Source organism: Mycobacterium alsense (assembly GCF_002086635.1).
GTDB classification, from domain to species: domain Bacteria; phylum Actinomycetota; class Actinomycetes; order Mycobacteriales; family Mycobacteriaceae; genus Mycobacterium; species Mycobacterium alsense.
Genome location: NZ_MVHD01000006.1, coordinates 64,446 through 79,117 on the forward strand (window position 1 = coordinate 64,446; position 14,672 = coordinate 79,117).

Sequence of the window (14,672 nt, forward strand, 5' to 3'; positions counted from 1 at the left end):
CACACGCTGGTCGCGATTTTAACAACTGCTCGTAGGTAAATGCCGCAGCGGGGGCGGTGGGTCAGGCCGAGACCGGTTTCTTCGCCGAAACCTTCATGAGCTTCATCAGGTTGCCGCCCATGATCTTGGCGACGTCTTCTTCGGAGAAGTCGGTGAGCTCGTCGACGAAGGTGATCGGGTCCTTCAGGCCCTCGGGGTGCGGCCAGTCCGAGCCGAACAGCACCCGGTCGGTGCCCATCATCTTGACGATCTCGGTGAACCGGTCCTCCCAGAACGGGGTGATGTAGACGCAGCGCTTGAACGCCTCGACCGGGTTCTCGCTGAACGCCTGCGGCATCTTCTTGTGGACGCCCTTCAGGCCCTTGAACAGGTCGGGGACCCAGTCGGCGCCGTTCTCGATGGACAGGATCCGCAGCTCAGGGTTGCGGGAGAGCGCGCCGTGGCACACCAGCGCGCCCATCGCGTCCAGGATCGGCCGGTGGCCCATCGCGAAGCTGCGGAAGGGGGTCGGCTTGAACGGCAGGAACTCATCCCCGGGCTCCCACACGTTCGCGAACTCGGAGTAGCCGCTGTCCGAGGCGTGCATCGAGACCGGCAGTTCGGCCTTGATGCAGGCCTGCCAGAACGGGTCGAACTCCTCGAAGCCGAACGACCGGCTGCCCTTGAAACCGGGCACCGGCGCCGGGCGGACCAGCACGGTGCGGGCGCCCCGCTCGAGGCACCATTCCAGTTCCTCGAGCGCGCGTTCGACGATGGGCAGCGTGATCACCGGGGTGGCGAAGATGCGGTCGGAGTAGTTGAACGACCACTGCTCGTACATCCACTGGTTGAGGGCGTGGATGACGTCGTGGGTCATCTCCGGGTCATCCTTCATCCGCTCCTCGACCAGGCTGGCCAGGGTCGGGAACATCAGGGCGTAGTCGATGCCGAGCTCGTCCATGACCTCGAGCCTCGGCCCCGGCTCGCGGAAGGCGGGGATGGCCTTCATCGGCTCGCCGAGGATCTCGCGGTAGCTCTTGCCCTGCGCGCCGTTGCGGAAGTAGTCCTCCTGGGCGCCCGGCCTGGCGACCTTTTCGAACGTGGGGTTGGGGATGTACTCGCTGATGTGGCCGCGCACCACGATCTTGGTGCGGCCGCGCACCTGCACGTAGTCGATGACGTGCTTGCGGTGGTCCGGCAGGTACTTGGTCAGCGCCTCCTGCGGCTCGTACATGTGGTTGTCGGCGTCGAACACGGGGAAGGAAAGTTCGCGAGACGGCATGGCGATCTCCTTATGGAGCCTTTGATTCTCGATATCTGGTAACGACGTTACCACTTTCGCGCGGCGAGGTGTAGCGGGCGCTCTACGCCTCGGGCCAGCTGGGCAGCGTCGGCGTGGTCCCCTCGATCACCACGAAGTTCACGGTCGCGGTCGCGAGGAGTTCCTCACCCGGGCTGGCGGCGTCGCCGTAGATGTCGACCTGCATGACCATGGTTCGGCGGCCGGCGCGCAGCATGCGGGGGACCGCGAAAGCCAGGCCCTGCCGGATCGGCCGCAGGTAGCGCACGAACAGGTCGGCGGTCGTCATCGTGGTGCCCGGCCGCAGGTAGCTCAACCCGAACTGCCCGGCCGCGACGTCGACGAGGGTGGCGATCAATCCGCCCTGCAGCGCACCGGACGTGTTGACCACCTGCGGGCTGACCGGCATCGTCATCGCGAACTCGCCGTCGCGGGTGCCCGCGCGCATTCCGATCTGCGCGAAGAGCTCGGCCAGCGACGGCGGGCGCGTCGCGCCGTCGGTTTCTCGGATGCCCAGCGCGCGGCTGCAGAAGTCGTAGACCTGGCCGGCGTCGATCGGCGCGCTGATCAATTCGGTGCCCAGCCAATGCAATCGCTGCGCGCCCATCATCGTCTGCATCACGATCGCGGCCGCGGCCCCGACGTCCAGGCCCGGGTTGAACACCCCCTCGGTGATGCCCTGCCCGACGATGTCGCGGATCAGTTGGTGCAGCGGCGACAGCACGCGGGCGTATTCGCGGGGACGGGTTTCGGCCAGGTGTTGGTTGTAGAGGCTCAAGGCCCGGTTCAGGCTGTCCTGGGTGCTGGATTCGGGCTGTTGGCTGACGCGATCGATCACCAGCTTGAGCGCCGCGGTGCTGTCCAGCCCGTTGGTCTCGGCGCGCCAGGCCTGGGCCGATTGCGCGATGGTCCGCTCGAACAGCGCCAGCAACAGCTCGTCCTTGCTGGCGAAGTGCTGGTAGAAGGCGCGCAGCGACGTTTTCGAGCGCGCGACGACCTCCTGCACGGTGAAGTCGGTGCGTCCGGTTTCGCCCAATATCGCGACGGCCGTCTTGATGAAGCGGTCGCCGCGGGTCACTTCGGTTTCCTCGCCGGGGTCGGGCATGAGAATGAGGTTACCGCGCGAGGCAAGCCATCCGCGAAGCTAGCGGGGTGGGGGCGCGTCGTGGGCTGCGATGCGTTTGGGCTCGTCGCGGCGGGCCGGGCGGACTTCGTCGCTGCCGCGTTTTCAGGGTTTGTCCCGCCGGCGTCACCTTCTTGGGCACCAGCGCGCGCGGGTCGGGATGGCCAGCGCCGGAAACCGGAGCGCCACAGGGTTTGGTCACTTACGCGTGCCCCGACGGGCTCGGCCACTTCTCCCGCGCTTTTAGCTGGGGTGCACTGTATCGGTGAGGTCTTGGCCGCAGTTCCTGCATACCTTGGCGTTGCGGGTGAATTTCCCACAGACCGCGCACTTCTTGAAGTATCCGTCGCCGGCGTGGGCCTGTGAGACGGGCCGCGTTTTTCCCGGGGGCTTCTGGAACGCGGTCGGCGGCGGTGCGTCTTCCTCGTTGCTCGTGCGGCGGACGTACCACACCGCGCCGGCGACGACGGCAAAAACCAACAGCACGCAACCAGCCGCTATCAGGCCATTTTGGCCGAAACCGCGTATCAAAAGCGCGATGAGCTTTCCAATACCTCTAACTGCGGGGCCTAATTCCGCCGCGTAATACTTCACGGTGCTCGTTTTCCGTTCTGGATTCTTCATCCGGTCCCGCGCGGGGAATCCGGGAGGACGAAATCATACGCCCGTTCCAGGGTTGCGGAATTGCCTTGGCGGATTCTTGACGGCGCGGGCGGGCACCGCAACGGGCACGCCGAGATGTACCGAGCAGGAAGTCCTCCCTGGCCGTGGCCCAGCCACCGAAAGAACGCCAAGAATCTTTCAAGAAGCCCGCCGTAGCTTACGAATCGCCTGCGACCACAACCGACATCGGAGCATGATCGGGCACATCGCGAAAGGGCTTATTGATGTCCAAGTACTGGTGGATCGTGGTCGTGATCGTGGTGATCTGCCTGCTGGCTGGTGTGGCGGTGAGCGTCGCGCGGAGCCTGAGCGGACTCGACAAAAAAGAGATGGCGGTCGTGCGTCGCGCGGCGGGGGAGTCGCCCTTTGTCGGCAGCGGCGGCGGTGACCTCGTCGGCCTCGACCTCGTCGCGTTGATTTTGATCGCAGCGTTGTGGTGGTTTACCAATTACAAGCACCGCTCCGCCGTCAAGAAGGCCGTCGGCTTTGACCCCAGAAAACGGGACCGCGCGGAGGGCGTCATCTTTTCGTTCTACGAGCTTCGCATCACCAGGACCGAGCTGATCAAGGGCTACGATGAGCGCGCCCAGCGCCGTCGGCTGGAAGGGCTCACCGCCACGGCCACGACGTCCGACGTCGATGATCTCGTCAGTGTCAAGATCGAGGGGCCAGGCACGAATTTCGTGTACTCGGTGCCGCGCGACGCCCTTACCGGCTTCAATCCCAAGCGCGCGCGGCAGTTCGCCGCGCTCCTGAATTACGAAGCGAGAATCCAAAAGCAAATCCCGATGACTCCACGCACCCGGGCCCCGCACCACCCACGTGTCGATGCGCTCGGCGGCTTTGGTCCCCGACGGGCGCATCCAGCGGGCGCCCGGCCGGCCACCGCGGTGCCGCTCTGAGGTGCGCGCTTATCCGCCCCGGGCCGCGATCATCGCCGAGCGGTTGACCTTGGTGGCCGCGGTGCGGGGGATCGCCTCGACGAACTCGACGGTCTTGGGCGCCTTGTAGTGGGCGAGCCGGCCCTTCGCGTACTCGATCACCTCGTGCTCGGTGAGCGACGCACCGTCGGCGAGCTGGACCACGGCGTGCACCCGGCGCCCCCAGTGCGGGTCGGCGAGCCCGATGACCACGACGTCGGCGATGCCGGGGTGGCCGGCGAGCGCCGACTCCACCTCCGCGGGAAAGACATTCGCGCCGCCGGTGACGATCATGTCGACGCGGCGGTCCACGATGTAGAGGTAGCCGTCCTGGTCGAGGTATCCGATGTCGCCTGCGGAACGGAAGCCGTCGTCGGTCGACGGCAGCGGCGCCGCCCCGCCCACGTAGCGCGATCCCGCGCTCATCGGCGAGCGCAGGTAGATCTCGCCATGCTCGCCGGGGCCGAGCGGCTTTTTGTCGCCGTCGAGGATCCGGATCTCGGTCTCGCGGAAGCCGCGGCCGACGCTGCCGGGGTGCGCGAGCCACTCGTCGCCGCGCAGCGCGGTGAGGCCCAAGTTCTCGGTCATCCCGTAGGCCGTCACGATCCGCTCGGGGCTCAGCAGCTCGAACCAGGTGTGCATCAGCGACGGCGGCATCACCGCGGCGCCCTGCAGGATGAACACGACGCTGGACAGGTCGCGCCGCCGGACGTCGGGCCGGGCGGCGATGCGCGCGAGCATCGTGGGCGTGGCCGTGAAGTTGGTGATCCGGAACCTTTCGATCACATCCAAAACCAGTGCGGCGTCGAACTTTTCGAGCACCACAAGATGGTCGCCGGCCAGCAGCATGAGCAGGGTGGCGAAGCCGTTGGTGTGATACATCGGCGCGGGCACCATGATCGTCTGCGGCTGGGCCACCGGCGTCCAGTTCGACAGGAACGGCTCGCCGTGCTGGGGCGTCCAGAGCGACGGGGCCAGGCTGAGGATCACCTTCGGCACGCCGGTCGACCCGCTGCTGCAGATCCCGTTCGAATGCGGGGAAACGACCGCGGGCAGCGCGCTTTCGGACTCACCGGCCGCGCGCGCCTCCAGCTCCCACCGGGTCTTCTCGTCGACGACGACGGCGGGGTCGATCACGTCGCGCACCCGGTTGCGCTCCCATTCGGGCAGGTCCCAGTGCATGGGAACGGGAACCGCGCCGATCTTCCAACACCCGAGCGTGGCCAGCACCAAGTGCTGCGAATTCGGGATCCCGAGTGCCACAAGGGAACCCACTCCGGCGCCGCTGGCCGCCAGCGCCCGCCCCCACCGGTTGGCGCGGGCGTCGAGCTCACCGAAGGTCAGCGAGCGGGCGGTGCCGTCGAGCGCGACGTTCGTCACGGCCGTGTCGTCGCGGCGTTGCTCGGCAAGCTGTTGCAGCTTGGCCCCGAACGGAATCCCGTCCGCGAGGGGGTCGGCCGCGGCCCCCGATTCGATGGGCTGGGTGCTCATGCCGAGACCGGCCCGCTGAACAGCGTCTCCAGGTGACCGTCGCGGACGTCGGGGATCAGGCGCAGGGCGAGCGCCTCGGCGCTCAGCGGCAACCGGATCAGCGGCTGGGTGTGCCGGTCGAGCACGCTGATGTCGGACTCGTCGCAGAAGCCCAGGGCGCCGAGCAGCTGGTGGGAGGCGCGCAGCACCTGGCGTGCGGTGTCGGCGGCCTTGTGCCTGAGGGCGAGGGCATCGGCCGAATGTACCTGCACCGGAAGCGTTTCGGGCCGGCAGATGGTGTACTTCGCCAGTTCGTACAGCCCCCGCATCGCGACCGCGGCATCCGCGACGGCGAACCTGACGGCCTGGAAGTCGGCCAGCGGCTTGCCGAACTGGATCCGGGCGCGCACGTGTTCGGTGACGATCTGCAGCGCCTGCTGCAGCGCTCCCAGAATCCGCCACGATCCCAGCACGAGGTGAAGGTTGACGTCGCGGGCCGGGACCGTTCCGTCGGGTGCACCCAGCGTGGCCGGCACCAGGAACGGCCCCAGTTTGGCGGTGGTTCGTGACGCCGGTTGCGGGTGGTACCGGGTGCCGTCCACGTCGGCGGCGATCCACTCGCCGGGCAGGTCGCCGTGGTCGATGCGGGGCGCCTCGGGGTTGACCAGCGTCAGCCGGGCGCCGTCGATGGCCAGCAGTTCCTCGACGAGGGGATAGGGCAGCGCGACGGCGCCGGCGGCCTGGCAGAGCACGGCCGCGGCCAGCAGGTCGTCGGGCGCCGAGCGGACGTCGAGCTCGAACGCTCCGAGGTCATCGAGGGCCGTGCGGGCCGCGTCCCGAACGCCATCGTCGGTCTCGGCGCGCAGCGCCGCCGGTGGCCCGCCCAGCCGGGCGAGCCGCTTGGCGGCAACGGCCGCGAAGTCGCTGATGTCCTGCGGCAGTTCGGTGTTCACCGGTGCTCTCCTAGTACGTCTCGTGCGACCAGCATCTTCTGCACCTCGATCGTGCCGGACGCGACGGTGGCCGCCTGGGCGTAGCGCCAGTGGTCCTCGATCGCCCCGTGCAGCGGCGCCGACGCGCCGCTGTCGAGCGCGGTGGGACCGAGCGCGTCGAACAGCAGCTCGGCGACCTGTTGGTCGAGGGTCGTGGTGACGATGCGGGCGGCGCTGGCCGCCCCACCCGCGGCCGGATCGTCCTGCAGGGACACGGCCCGGTACGCCAAGAGCCGCGCCACGCGCAGGTCGACGAGCGCGCGGGCCCAGCGGGAGCGAATCGACTCGGGTAGCGCGTCCCAGTCGTCACCGAGCTGGCCGCGCAGGCGCGCGAGCAGCGATTCGCACCGCGCGTAACGGGCGATGCCGACCCGCTCGAACGCCAGCGCCTCGCGCATCACGCGCCAGCCGTCGCCGACCTCGCCGAGGACGTCGCCGGGGAAGGCCCGCACATCGTCGAGGAACATCTCGTTGAGATGGTGCGGTCCGAGCATCGAGGGGATCGGCCGGACGGTGAAGCCGGGCCGGTCCATGGGGATCAGGAACAGGGTGAGCCGCTTGGGTTTTGGCGCCTCGGGGTCGGTGCACGCCGCCAGCACGCACCACGACGCCATCAGCGCGTAGGAGGTCCACACCTTCTGGCCGGTGATTCGCCAGCCGTCACCGTCCGGCACGGCGCGGGTGCGCAGCGACGCGAGGTCGGTGCCGGCCTCCGGCTCGGAAAAGCCCTGGCACCAGATCACATCGCCGGAAGCGATGGCCGACAGGTGCTCGGCCTTCTGCTCGGCCGTGCCGTAGCGCATCAGCGCCGGACCGACCCAGTTGATCCCCATGTACTGCGGGCCGCGGGGCTCGTGCCGGGCCCACATCTCCTCGCGCAACACCGTCTGTTGCCAGACCGAACCACCGCCGCCGCCATGCTCTTTCGGCCACGCCAGCGCCAGCAGTCCCTCGGCGGCCAGCAGCTTGCAGAACGTCTCGGTGGTCGCCAGGTCACGCGGATCGTCCGTGCAGGCGCCGAGGAAGTCCGCGGGAATGTTGTTGGCTATCAACTCGCGCAAATGGTTTCGCAGTTGACCGGCGTCCTCGCCGAGGTCATAGTCCATGCTCGTCATCCCTTCGGCAACCCGAGCACCCGCTCGGCGACGATGTTTCGCTGCACTTCCGACGTGCCGCCGTAAATGGTTGCGGCCAGCGCGTCCTGGCGTTCGAACAGCAGGTCAGGATCGCTGACCCAATCCTGGCCGCGGGCGACGGAGGCGAGCTCCCAAACCCGTTGCAGGGTCACCGATCCGAGCAGCTTGAGGGTGTCGGCCTCCGGGGTGGGCCGCCCGGCCAACTCGTTGCCCAGGGCGCGGTACCCGGTGGCGCGCAGCGCCTCGGCGTCGGTGAGCAGCGAGCCCAGCTCGGCGCAGATGTCGTCGGTCGGGCGCGCCTCGCGTACCGCGCCGAGTCCGCGCTTGATCTCGACCCAGTTCATGATCCAGATCATCTGGCGCTCGTGCTGCAGCGACGACAGCGCGACGTTCCAGCCGCCATTGAGCGGTCCGAGCAGGTTTTCCGCCGGCACCTCGACGTCGTCGAGGAAGACCTCGCAGAATGTCTCGTCGGAAATCGACGCCATGCGGATGGGCTCGACCCTGACCCCGGGCGACTGCAGGTCGAGGATCAGACACGAAATGCCGCGATGCTTGAGCGCGTCCGGATCGGTGCGGGCATACAGGGTGCACCACCGCGACAGGTGGGCCTGGGTGGTCCAGATCTTGTGTCCGTTGACCCGGAAGACGTCCCCACGGCGCTCGGCGCGGGTGCGCAGCCCGGCGAAATCGGAGCCGGCCTCCGGCTCGGACATGCCCAGGGCCCACCACTCGTCGCCGCGCAGCAACGGGACCAGCAGCCGGTCGATCTGGGCGGGTGTGCCGAACTGACGGATGCCGGGCGCGGCGACGTTCGGGCCGGCGATGTTGGGCAGCTTGGGCGCCGAGCGCACGGCCGCCGCGAGCCGCACCTCCATCGCGTCGCGCAGGCCCAGCGACCGGCCGCCGTGCTCGCGGGGCCAGGTCGGTTGGATCCAGCCGGCCTCGAACGCGGCCCGCTGGTAGTCACGCCGCAGCGCCAGGTCCCAGCGGTACTCGCGGTACTTCGCGTAGTAGTCGTTGGGCAGAAAATCGGTCAGCCACGCGCCGAATTCCGCCACGATCGGGCTTCCTGAGAATCCGGCGGTCATCCCCGGCCTCCCGCGAACCGGCGCCCAACCTCGTGGTAGAGCGCGCGGCTATCGCCCAGCATGGCCGCGCCCTGCCAGGCGTGCCGGACGTACAGGTGGACGTCGTGCTCCCAGGTCTGCCCCAGCGCGCCGTGCACCTGCACCGCGGTGCGCGCGCAATTGACCGCCGCGTCCCCGGCCGCAGCCTTGGCCATCGCCGCGGCGGTCCAGGCGGCCTGCCCGTCCGCCGCGTCCCGCTCGCCCAGCCGGGCCGCGGCCGCATAGGTGAGGCTGCGGGCGCGTTCGAGGCCGACGTAGTTGTCGGCCAGCGCGTGTTTGATCCCCTGGAAGGCGCCGATCGGGCTGCCGAACTGCCGGCGCGCCTTCGCGTGCTCGACGGAGCGGCCCAGGGCGGCGCTCGCCACGCCGACCAGGTCGGCGGCGACGGCCACCAGCGGCGCCGCCAGCGCCGCTTCGAGCCGGACGGGCGCGGTGGCCAGCGGCTCGGCGTCGATCTCCACGTCGGCCACCGGCTGCGCGGGGTCGGTGGACTCGCCCGGCAGGACGGTAACCCCGTCACCGCAGCGCGCCACGGCCACCACCGTGTCGTCGGGGTCATCGCCGCCCTTGTCGGAGTGCGCCAGCGTGACGACCAACTCGGCGCGCGGCAGGTTGGGGACCGCGACGGCGCGGCCGCGCAGCCGCCCCTGGCGCAACGTCATCGGCGCGCCGGGCAGCCGCGATCCCCTGGAGTGGACGGCCAGGGTGGCGACGGCGCCGCCGGCGATGTCGGCGAGCGCCGAGCCGAGCCCGGCGGCCCGCAGCGCGCCCGCGGCCAGCCCGACGCTGCTGAGGAACGGGATCGGCGCGATCGCGGCCCCGCATTCCTCGAGGACCACCGCCAGCTCGACCGGCCCGTAGTCGTCGGTGTCGGGTGCCGCGAGCTCCGTCCAGCCGAGGTCGACCACCGTCTTCCACAGGGCGCGCCAGCGCTCGGGGTCGGTGCCCGTGTCTTCCAGGGCCTGGTGGGCGGCGTCCGGCGGACATTCGGTGCGCAGGATGCCGCGCACGGTGTCGCGCAGCGACAACTGCTCCGAAGTCAGTCCGACATCCATAAGACCCCTAACATAATAAAAATAGTAAACTAGCGCCCTTGTTGCAATCGGCGCGAGCATAGGTGGACGTATGGTCGAGTGGTATCTGTTCCTGCCGCAGCTGCGGCTTTCGGCGGCCGACATCGCGGAGCGCGCCCGCCACGCCGAGGCCAGCGGGTTCGAGGGCATGGCCTTCATCGATCACCTCGAGGCGCCCGGGCTGCGCGACGAAAACATCTGGGAGGCAATGGGCATCGCGACCTGGGTGGCGGCCAAGACGGAGCGGCTGCGGGTCGGTCACCTGGTCCTGTGCGACGCCTTCCGGCATCCCGCGGTGCTCGCCAAACAGGCCGTCACCCTCTCGGACGCGTCGAACGGCAGGTTCGACCTCGGCCTCGGCGCGGGATCCTGGCCCGCCGAGTTCACCAGATTCGATGTGGGCCAGCAGGATCCGAAGGCCAGGGTCGAGCAGCTCGGGCGCCACCTCGACCTCATCCGGCAGTACTGGGGCGACGGCGCGGACGAGAACGCGCAGGCCCCGCGGAGGTCCCATCCGATACCGCTGGTTCTGGGTGGCACCGGGCCCCGGATGATGGAACTCGTTCGCAGGCATGCGGATTGGTGGAACGTGCCGGCCAACCAGCTGGAGAAGCTGCCCAGGCTGGCCCCCGCCGCGGGGACGGCGCGGGTGTCGGTGCAGCAGATGGTGGGCTTCGTCCGGGCCGGCGCCGACCCGGGCGCCGTGCGCGAGGTGAGCACCCGGCGATTCGGGAACCTGGGGTCGGGGCTGGTCTGCGGCGACGCGCAGGAGTTGGTAGGGCACTTCTCCGGGCTGGCGGCCCAGGGGGTCGAGCGGTTCTACGTGTGGTTCGCCGATTTCGCCGCCCCGGACTCCCTGCACGAGTTCGGCGATTCGGTCATCAAGGCGTTCGCTGGCGCCGCCGGCGCGCTTCGGTAGGAACCACGGGCGGGCGGGCATAGGGGCCCCGTTCCACCGCGGACAGCCGGATCTCGGGCAGGTCGACCGACGGGTCGACCGTGTCCAGCCAGGCGACCGCCTCGGCCACGTCGGACACCTGGATCGCGTACATCTCGAAGGGAACGTCCTGCAGCATCTCGGTTTCCACCGGGCCGGGCGTCACGATGTGCACGGCGATGCCGTCGCGGTCGACCTCGAGCGCCAGGGCCCGGGCGAACGCGTTCATGCCGGCCTTGGACGCGGAGTAGGCGGTGCGGGCCATCATCGGCTCGTGTGCCGCCGACGACGAGACGAACACGAACCGCGAACCCGCGCGCATCCGCGGCAGCGCGGCGGCGGTCACCACGAAGCACGAATCCAGGTTGGCCGACATGATGGCCCGCCACTGGTCGAATGTCTGCTTGCGCGCGTACGTTCCGCCCAGCATGCCGGCGGCGTGCACGACCAGGTCGATCCGTTCCAAAGCCCTTATCGCGGAGGCGAACCCGTCCGGGTCGGAGGCGTCGGCGACGACGTGGCGCGCGCCGATCTCCGCGGCGGCCGCGCGCAGCGGGGCCTCGCGCCGCGCCGCGAGCACCACGTCGTAGCCCAGCTCGCTCAGCTTGCGGCCGCATCCCTTTCCGATGCCGCCGCTGCCCCCGGTGACCAGTGCGGTGCGCTGCGACATGGTGTCAGGGGCGCCGGACATCCCGCGGGCGAGACAAGGCCTGCGGCGACAGCGCGTAGATGCGTTGCTCGGGACGCCCCGACAGCACGTAGGTCTGCGTGTCGGCCAGGTGGCGGCCCGCGATGCGGCGGGCCCGGTCGACGTCGCCCTCGGCGATCGTCTCGGCGAGCTTGGTGTGGGTGTTGAGCACCGCGCGGCGCTGCGCCAGCGACGGGTAGGTGCCGCGCGCCGCGCTCTCGTCCGCCCACTGTTGTTCGTGGCTGGTCCACAGCGTCTCCAGGCTGCCCACCACGGCGATGATCGTGTGATTGCCGCAGCCGCGCACCACGAGATCGTGGAATTGGCGGCCGATTTCGGTGAAAAGGGCACCGTCGTCGAGGTTTTCGGCCATCGCGTCGTTGACCCGCTTGAGTTCCGGCACCAACGTGTCCGCCCGGTCGGGCCGCTGCGCGGCCAGCGCCGCGCAGGCGGGCTCGAGTTCCTGCAATGCCATGCCCAGGTCGGCGACCGCGACGCCCTCGCTCTGCAACACCAGGCCGAGCATGTAGGCGGCGCTGGTCTTCGCCGGTGCGTGCACCACCGCGCCGCCGCGGTTGCCCCGCCGGACGGAGACCAGGCCCTCGGTCTCCAGGATTCGCAACGCCTCCCGCAACGAAACCAGGCTGACGTTGAACTGCTCGACGAGGACCTCCTGACGGGGCAGCAGATCGCCGTCGGCGAGCTCGCCGTCGATGATCTGGCGGCGCAACTCGTCGGCTACGATTTCGGCGATCCGCGGCGCCGACAATCGGCGACGGGCGTCGGGACCAATTCCCAGGGCTGTCATCCAATCCTCGCGTGTTCGACAGGCTTAGCTATTTTAGCAGTAATGGTATAAATAGCCGCGTGAGGCGCGAGCCCGGCAGCCGGCCGACACCGCTTGACGGATTGCGTGTCGTCGAGGTCAGCGATCGGATAGCCGGATGCTATTGCGGGAAGCTGCTGGTCGACGCGGGGGCGCAGGTACGCAAAATCGAACCGCGGCAAGGCGATTGGCTGCGCGGATACTCCGCCAGCTGTTCACCGGTGCCCGACGGCCGGCCGTCCCCCTTCTTCAGCTACCTCAACGCGGGCAAGCGCAGCCTGACCGCCGACCCTGAGCGGCTGAAGGCCGAGCTGGCCGGCGCCGACGTCGTCGTCGTCACCGCAACCCGCGCCCGGGCCGCGGCGCTTGGCATCGACCCGGGTCGCCTGCTGGACGAGTCCCCGCGCGCGATCGTGGTCACGATCTCGGACTTCGGCTGGAACGGACCGTATGCCGACCGCGCCGCCAGCGAGTTCACGCTGCAGGCGTGGGCCGGCTCGCCCGGGTTTCGCGGGGATCCCGCCGGGCCCCCCATCGCGATCGGCGGCGACCTGGGGGAGTACATGGGCGGCGTGTACGCGGCGTTCGGCGCGCTGGCCGTGCGCCGCCGCGTCGAGCAAGGCGGTCGCGGCGAGCACCTGGACCTGTCCATGCTCGAGGCGATCACCGCGATGCAGAGCAGCGAATGGCTGCACTCGCAGCTGCTGCGCGTCCCGCCGGTCCGCCGCACCCTGGAGGTGCCCTCGATCGAACCGGCCAAGGACGGCTACGTCGGTATCACCATGGTCACCGGGCAGCAGTGGCTCGACTTCGTCGCGATGGTCGAGTGCCCGCAACTGGAGGAGATCGAGCAGCTGCGCTTCCAGATCGGCCGGTGGGCATACCGCGACCTGATCCGCGAACAGATCGGCCCGTGGCTCGCCGAACGGACCGTCGACGAGATCGTCGAACTCGCCCAGCTGTTCCGGCTGCCGATCGCGGCGTTGGGCAACGGCTCCACGATCCGGGACCTGGACTACGTGCGGCAGCGAAAGGTGTTCGTGCGCAACCCGGCCGGCTTTCACCAGCCCCGCCCGCCCTGGGTCATGTCGGCGTGCGGGCCCGCGCCGCTGGGCGCGACCCCGGCCGTCGGCGAGGCCGACGGCGAATCACCCTGGCGCAGGGCCGAATCCGAATCGGAGCCGACCGGTGTAGGGCTGCCGCTCGAGGGTGTGCGGATCGTCGATCTGACCGCGTTCTGGGCCGGGCCGGCGGCCACCCACCTACTGGCCGCGTTCGGCGCCGACGTCGTCAAGGTCGAGTCGATACAGCGGCCCGACGGCATTCGCTACTCCGGCGGGATGCGCACCGACGTCGACGACTGGTGGGAGTACGGCTGGGTATTCCACGCGATGAACACCAACAAGCGTTCCGTCACATTGGATTTGGGCTCCGACCGGGGCCGCGCGCTGTTCCTGCGGCTGGCCGCCGGCGCCGACGTCGTGATCGAGAACTTCTCGCCGCGGGTGATGGAGAACTTCGGGCTCACCGCCGATGCGCTGCTCAACGTCAATCCCAAGCTGGTGGTGGCGCGGATGCCGGCGTTCGGGCTGGAGGGGCCGTGGCGTGACCGGGTCGGGTTCGCCCCGACCATGGAGCAGATCGCCGGCCTGGCCTGGGTGACGGGCCTTCCGGAGGCCCCGCCGGTGACCCCGCGCGGGGCCTGCGACCCGCTGGCCGGGGTGCACGCCGCATTCGCGGTGCTGGCCGCGCTGAGCTTCGCCGCGCGCACCGGGTCCGGCCAGCAGGTCGAGCTGCCGATGCTGGAAACGGTGCTCAACGCCACCGCGGTGCAGGCGATCGAGTCGGAGGTCTTCGGGGTGACGCTGGGCCGGCGGGGCAACCGCGGTCACTGCGAGACGATTCAGAACATCTACCGGTGCGCCGGCGACGATGACTGGATCGCGGTCACCGTCCGTGACGACGTGCAGTGGCGCGCGCTGGTCGGCGTGCTGGGCGGGCCCGCCTGGTGTGACGAAAGCCTGGCCACGGTCGCCGGGCGCCGTGAACGGGCCGACGACATCGACCGGCGGCTGCACGAGTGGTTCGCCGGGCAGCCGCGGGAATCGGCGGTGCAACTCCTGGCCGGCGCGGGCGTTCCCGCCGCGCCGGTGGTGTCGCCGTCGCTGGTGACCGAAAACCCGCAACTGCGTGACCGGGGGTTCCTGGAGGCCCTGGACCACCCGAGCACCGGCGCGGGCCTGTATCCCTGCCCGCCGTTCGCCAGGCTGGCGGGGCAGGACAGGTGGCTTCGTCGCCCGCCGCCGAGGCTGGGCGCGCACAATGAAGAGGTGCTGCGCGACCTGTGCGGGCTGACCGAACAAGAGCTGGCGGACCTGGCGCGCAACGAAGTGATCGGGACCCGTCCGAAGGGCCTCAAGAAATGAGCGGTGAGG

13 protein-coding genes are annotated in these 14,672 nt (G+C 69.6%); 3 read left to right on the forward strand and 10 right to left on the reverse strand.

Annotated elements, in window-relative coordinates:
* Positions 1 to 61: 61 nt before the first annotated feature.
* The 3 genes from BST11_RS06180 to BST11_RS06190 form a co-directional block, all read right to left on the reverse strand.
* A complete protein-coding gene (locus BST11_RS06180; protein WP_083137094.1) occupies positions 62 to 1,261 on the reverse strand; it encodes an amidohydrolase family protein in 1,200 nt (399 codons plus the stop codon).
* An 82-nt stretch (positions 1,262 to 1,343) separates the two neighbouring features.
* Entirely contained in the window at positions 1,344 to 2,384 is a 1,041-nt protein-coding gene (locus BST11_RS06185; protein WP_083137095.1) for a hotdog fold thioesterase, read from the reverse strand.
* A 261-nt stretch (positions 2,385 to 2,645) separates the two neighbouring features.
* The gene (locus tag BST11_RS06190; RefSeq protein WP_142276210.1) at positions 2,646 to 2,996 is read right to left on the reverse strand and encodes a hypothetical protein; all 351 of its coding nucleotides are present in this window, start codon (positions 2,994 to 2,996) and stop codon (positions 2,646 to 2,648) included.
* Positions 2,997 to 3,289: 293 nt separating this feature from the next.
* Between BST11_RS06190 and BST11_RS06195 the strand changes: the two genes are divergently transcribed.
* On the forward strand, positions 3,290 to 3,967 hold the full coding sequence (locus BST11_RS06195) for a hypothetical protein (RefSeq protein WP_083137097.1): 678 nt from the start codon (positions 3,290 to 3,292) through the stop codon (positions 3,965 to 3,967).
* Between the two features lie 9 nt (positions 3,968 to 3,976).
* On the opposite strand, the gene BST11_RS06200 is transcribed toward BST11_RS06195, so the two are convergent.
* The 5 genes from BST11_RS06200 to BST11_RS06220 are packed head-to-tail and all read right to left on the reverse strand — an operon-like array spanning position 3,977 to position 9,768.
* Positions 3,977 to 5,476, reverse strand: a complete 1,500-nt coding sequence (locus BST11_RS06200) for a class I adenylate-forming enzyme family protein (protein WP_083137098.1) — start codon at positions 5,474 to 5,476, stop codon at positions 3,977 to 3,979.
* On the reverse strand, positions 5,473 to 6,408 hold the full coding sequence (locus BST11_RS06205) for an acyl-CoA dehydrogenase family protein (protein WP_083137099.1): 936 nt from the start codon (positions 6,406 to 6,408) through the stop codon (positions 5,473 to 5,475). Before BST11_RS06205 ends, BST11_RS06200 begins: the two co-directional genes overlap by 4 nt.
* A complete protein-coding gene (locus BST11_RS06210) occupies positions 6,405 to 7,562 on the reverse strand; it encodes an acyl-CoA dehydrogenase family protein (RefSeq protein ID WP_211284656.1) in 1,158 nt (385 codons plus the stop codon). Before BST11_RS06210 ends, BST11_RS06205 begins: the two co-directional genes overlap by 4 nt.
* Positions 7,559 to 8,674 carry an acyl-CoA dehydrogenase family protein gene (locus BST11_RS06215; RefSeq protein ID WP_083137100.1) on the reverse strand — a complete coding sequence of 372 codons (1,116 nt, stop codon included), beginning with the start codon at positions 8,672 to 8,674 and terminating at the stop codon, positions 7,559 to 7,561. The genes BST11_RS06210 and BST11_RS06215 overlap by 4 nt, the downstream gene beginning before the upstream one ends.
* Positions 8,671 to 9,768: an acyl-CoA dehydrogenase family protein gene (locus BST11_RS06220; protein ID WP_083137101.1), complete on the reverse strand. Its 1,098-nt coding sequence runs from the start codon at positions 9,766 to 9,768 to the stop codon at positions 8,671 to 8,673. Before BST11_RS06220 ends, BST11_RS06215 begins: the two co-directional genes overlap by 4 nt.
* 70 nt (positions 9,769 to 9,838) lie before the next feature.
* Here BST11_RS06220 and BST11_RS06225 point away from each other — a divergent pair, with 70 nt between their 5' ends.
* The gene (locus BST11_RS06225; RefSeq protein WP_083137102.1) at positions 9,839 to 10,705 is read left to right on the forward strand and encodes an LLM class flavin-dependent oxidoreductase; all 867 of its coding nucleotides are present in this window, start codon (positions 9,839 to 9,841) and stop codon (positions 10,703 to 10,705) included.
* On the opposite strand, the gene BST11_RS06230 is transcribed toward BST11_RS06225, so the two are convergent.
* Together BST11_RS06230 and BST11_RS06235 are read right to left on the reverse strand one after the other, a co-directional pair.
* Positions 10,668 to 11,414 (reverse strand): SDR family oxidoreductase, encoded by a 747-nt coding sequence (locus BST11_RS06230; protein ID WP_244897547.1) that lies wholly within the window; start codon positions 11,412 to 11,414, stop codon positions 10,668 to 10,670. The two genes, BST11_RS06225 and BST11_RS06230, sit on opposite strands and share 38 nt — an antisense overlap.
* Complete coding sequence (locus tag BST11_RS06235; RefSeq protein ID WP_067319329.1) at positions 11,398 to 12,219, reverse strand: FadR/GntR family transcriptional regulator; 822 nt, start codon at positions 12,217 to 12,219, stop codon at positions 11,398 to 11,400. The genes BST11_RS06230 and BST11_RS06235 overlap by 17 nt, the downstream gene beginning before the upstream one ends.
* Positions 12,220 to 12,278: 59 nt before the next feature.
* Here BST11_RS06235 and BST11_RS06240 point away from each other — a divergent pair, with 59 nt between their 5' ends.
* Positions 12,279 to 14,663, forward strand: coding sequence for a CaiB/BaiF CoA-transferase family protein (locus BST11_RS06240; RefSeq protein ID WP_083137103.1), 2,385 nt, complete (start codon positions 12,279 to 12,281; stop codon positions 14,661 to 14,663).
* Positions 14,664 to 14,672: the final 9 nt, after the last annotated feature.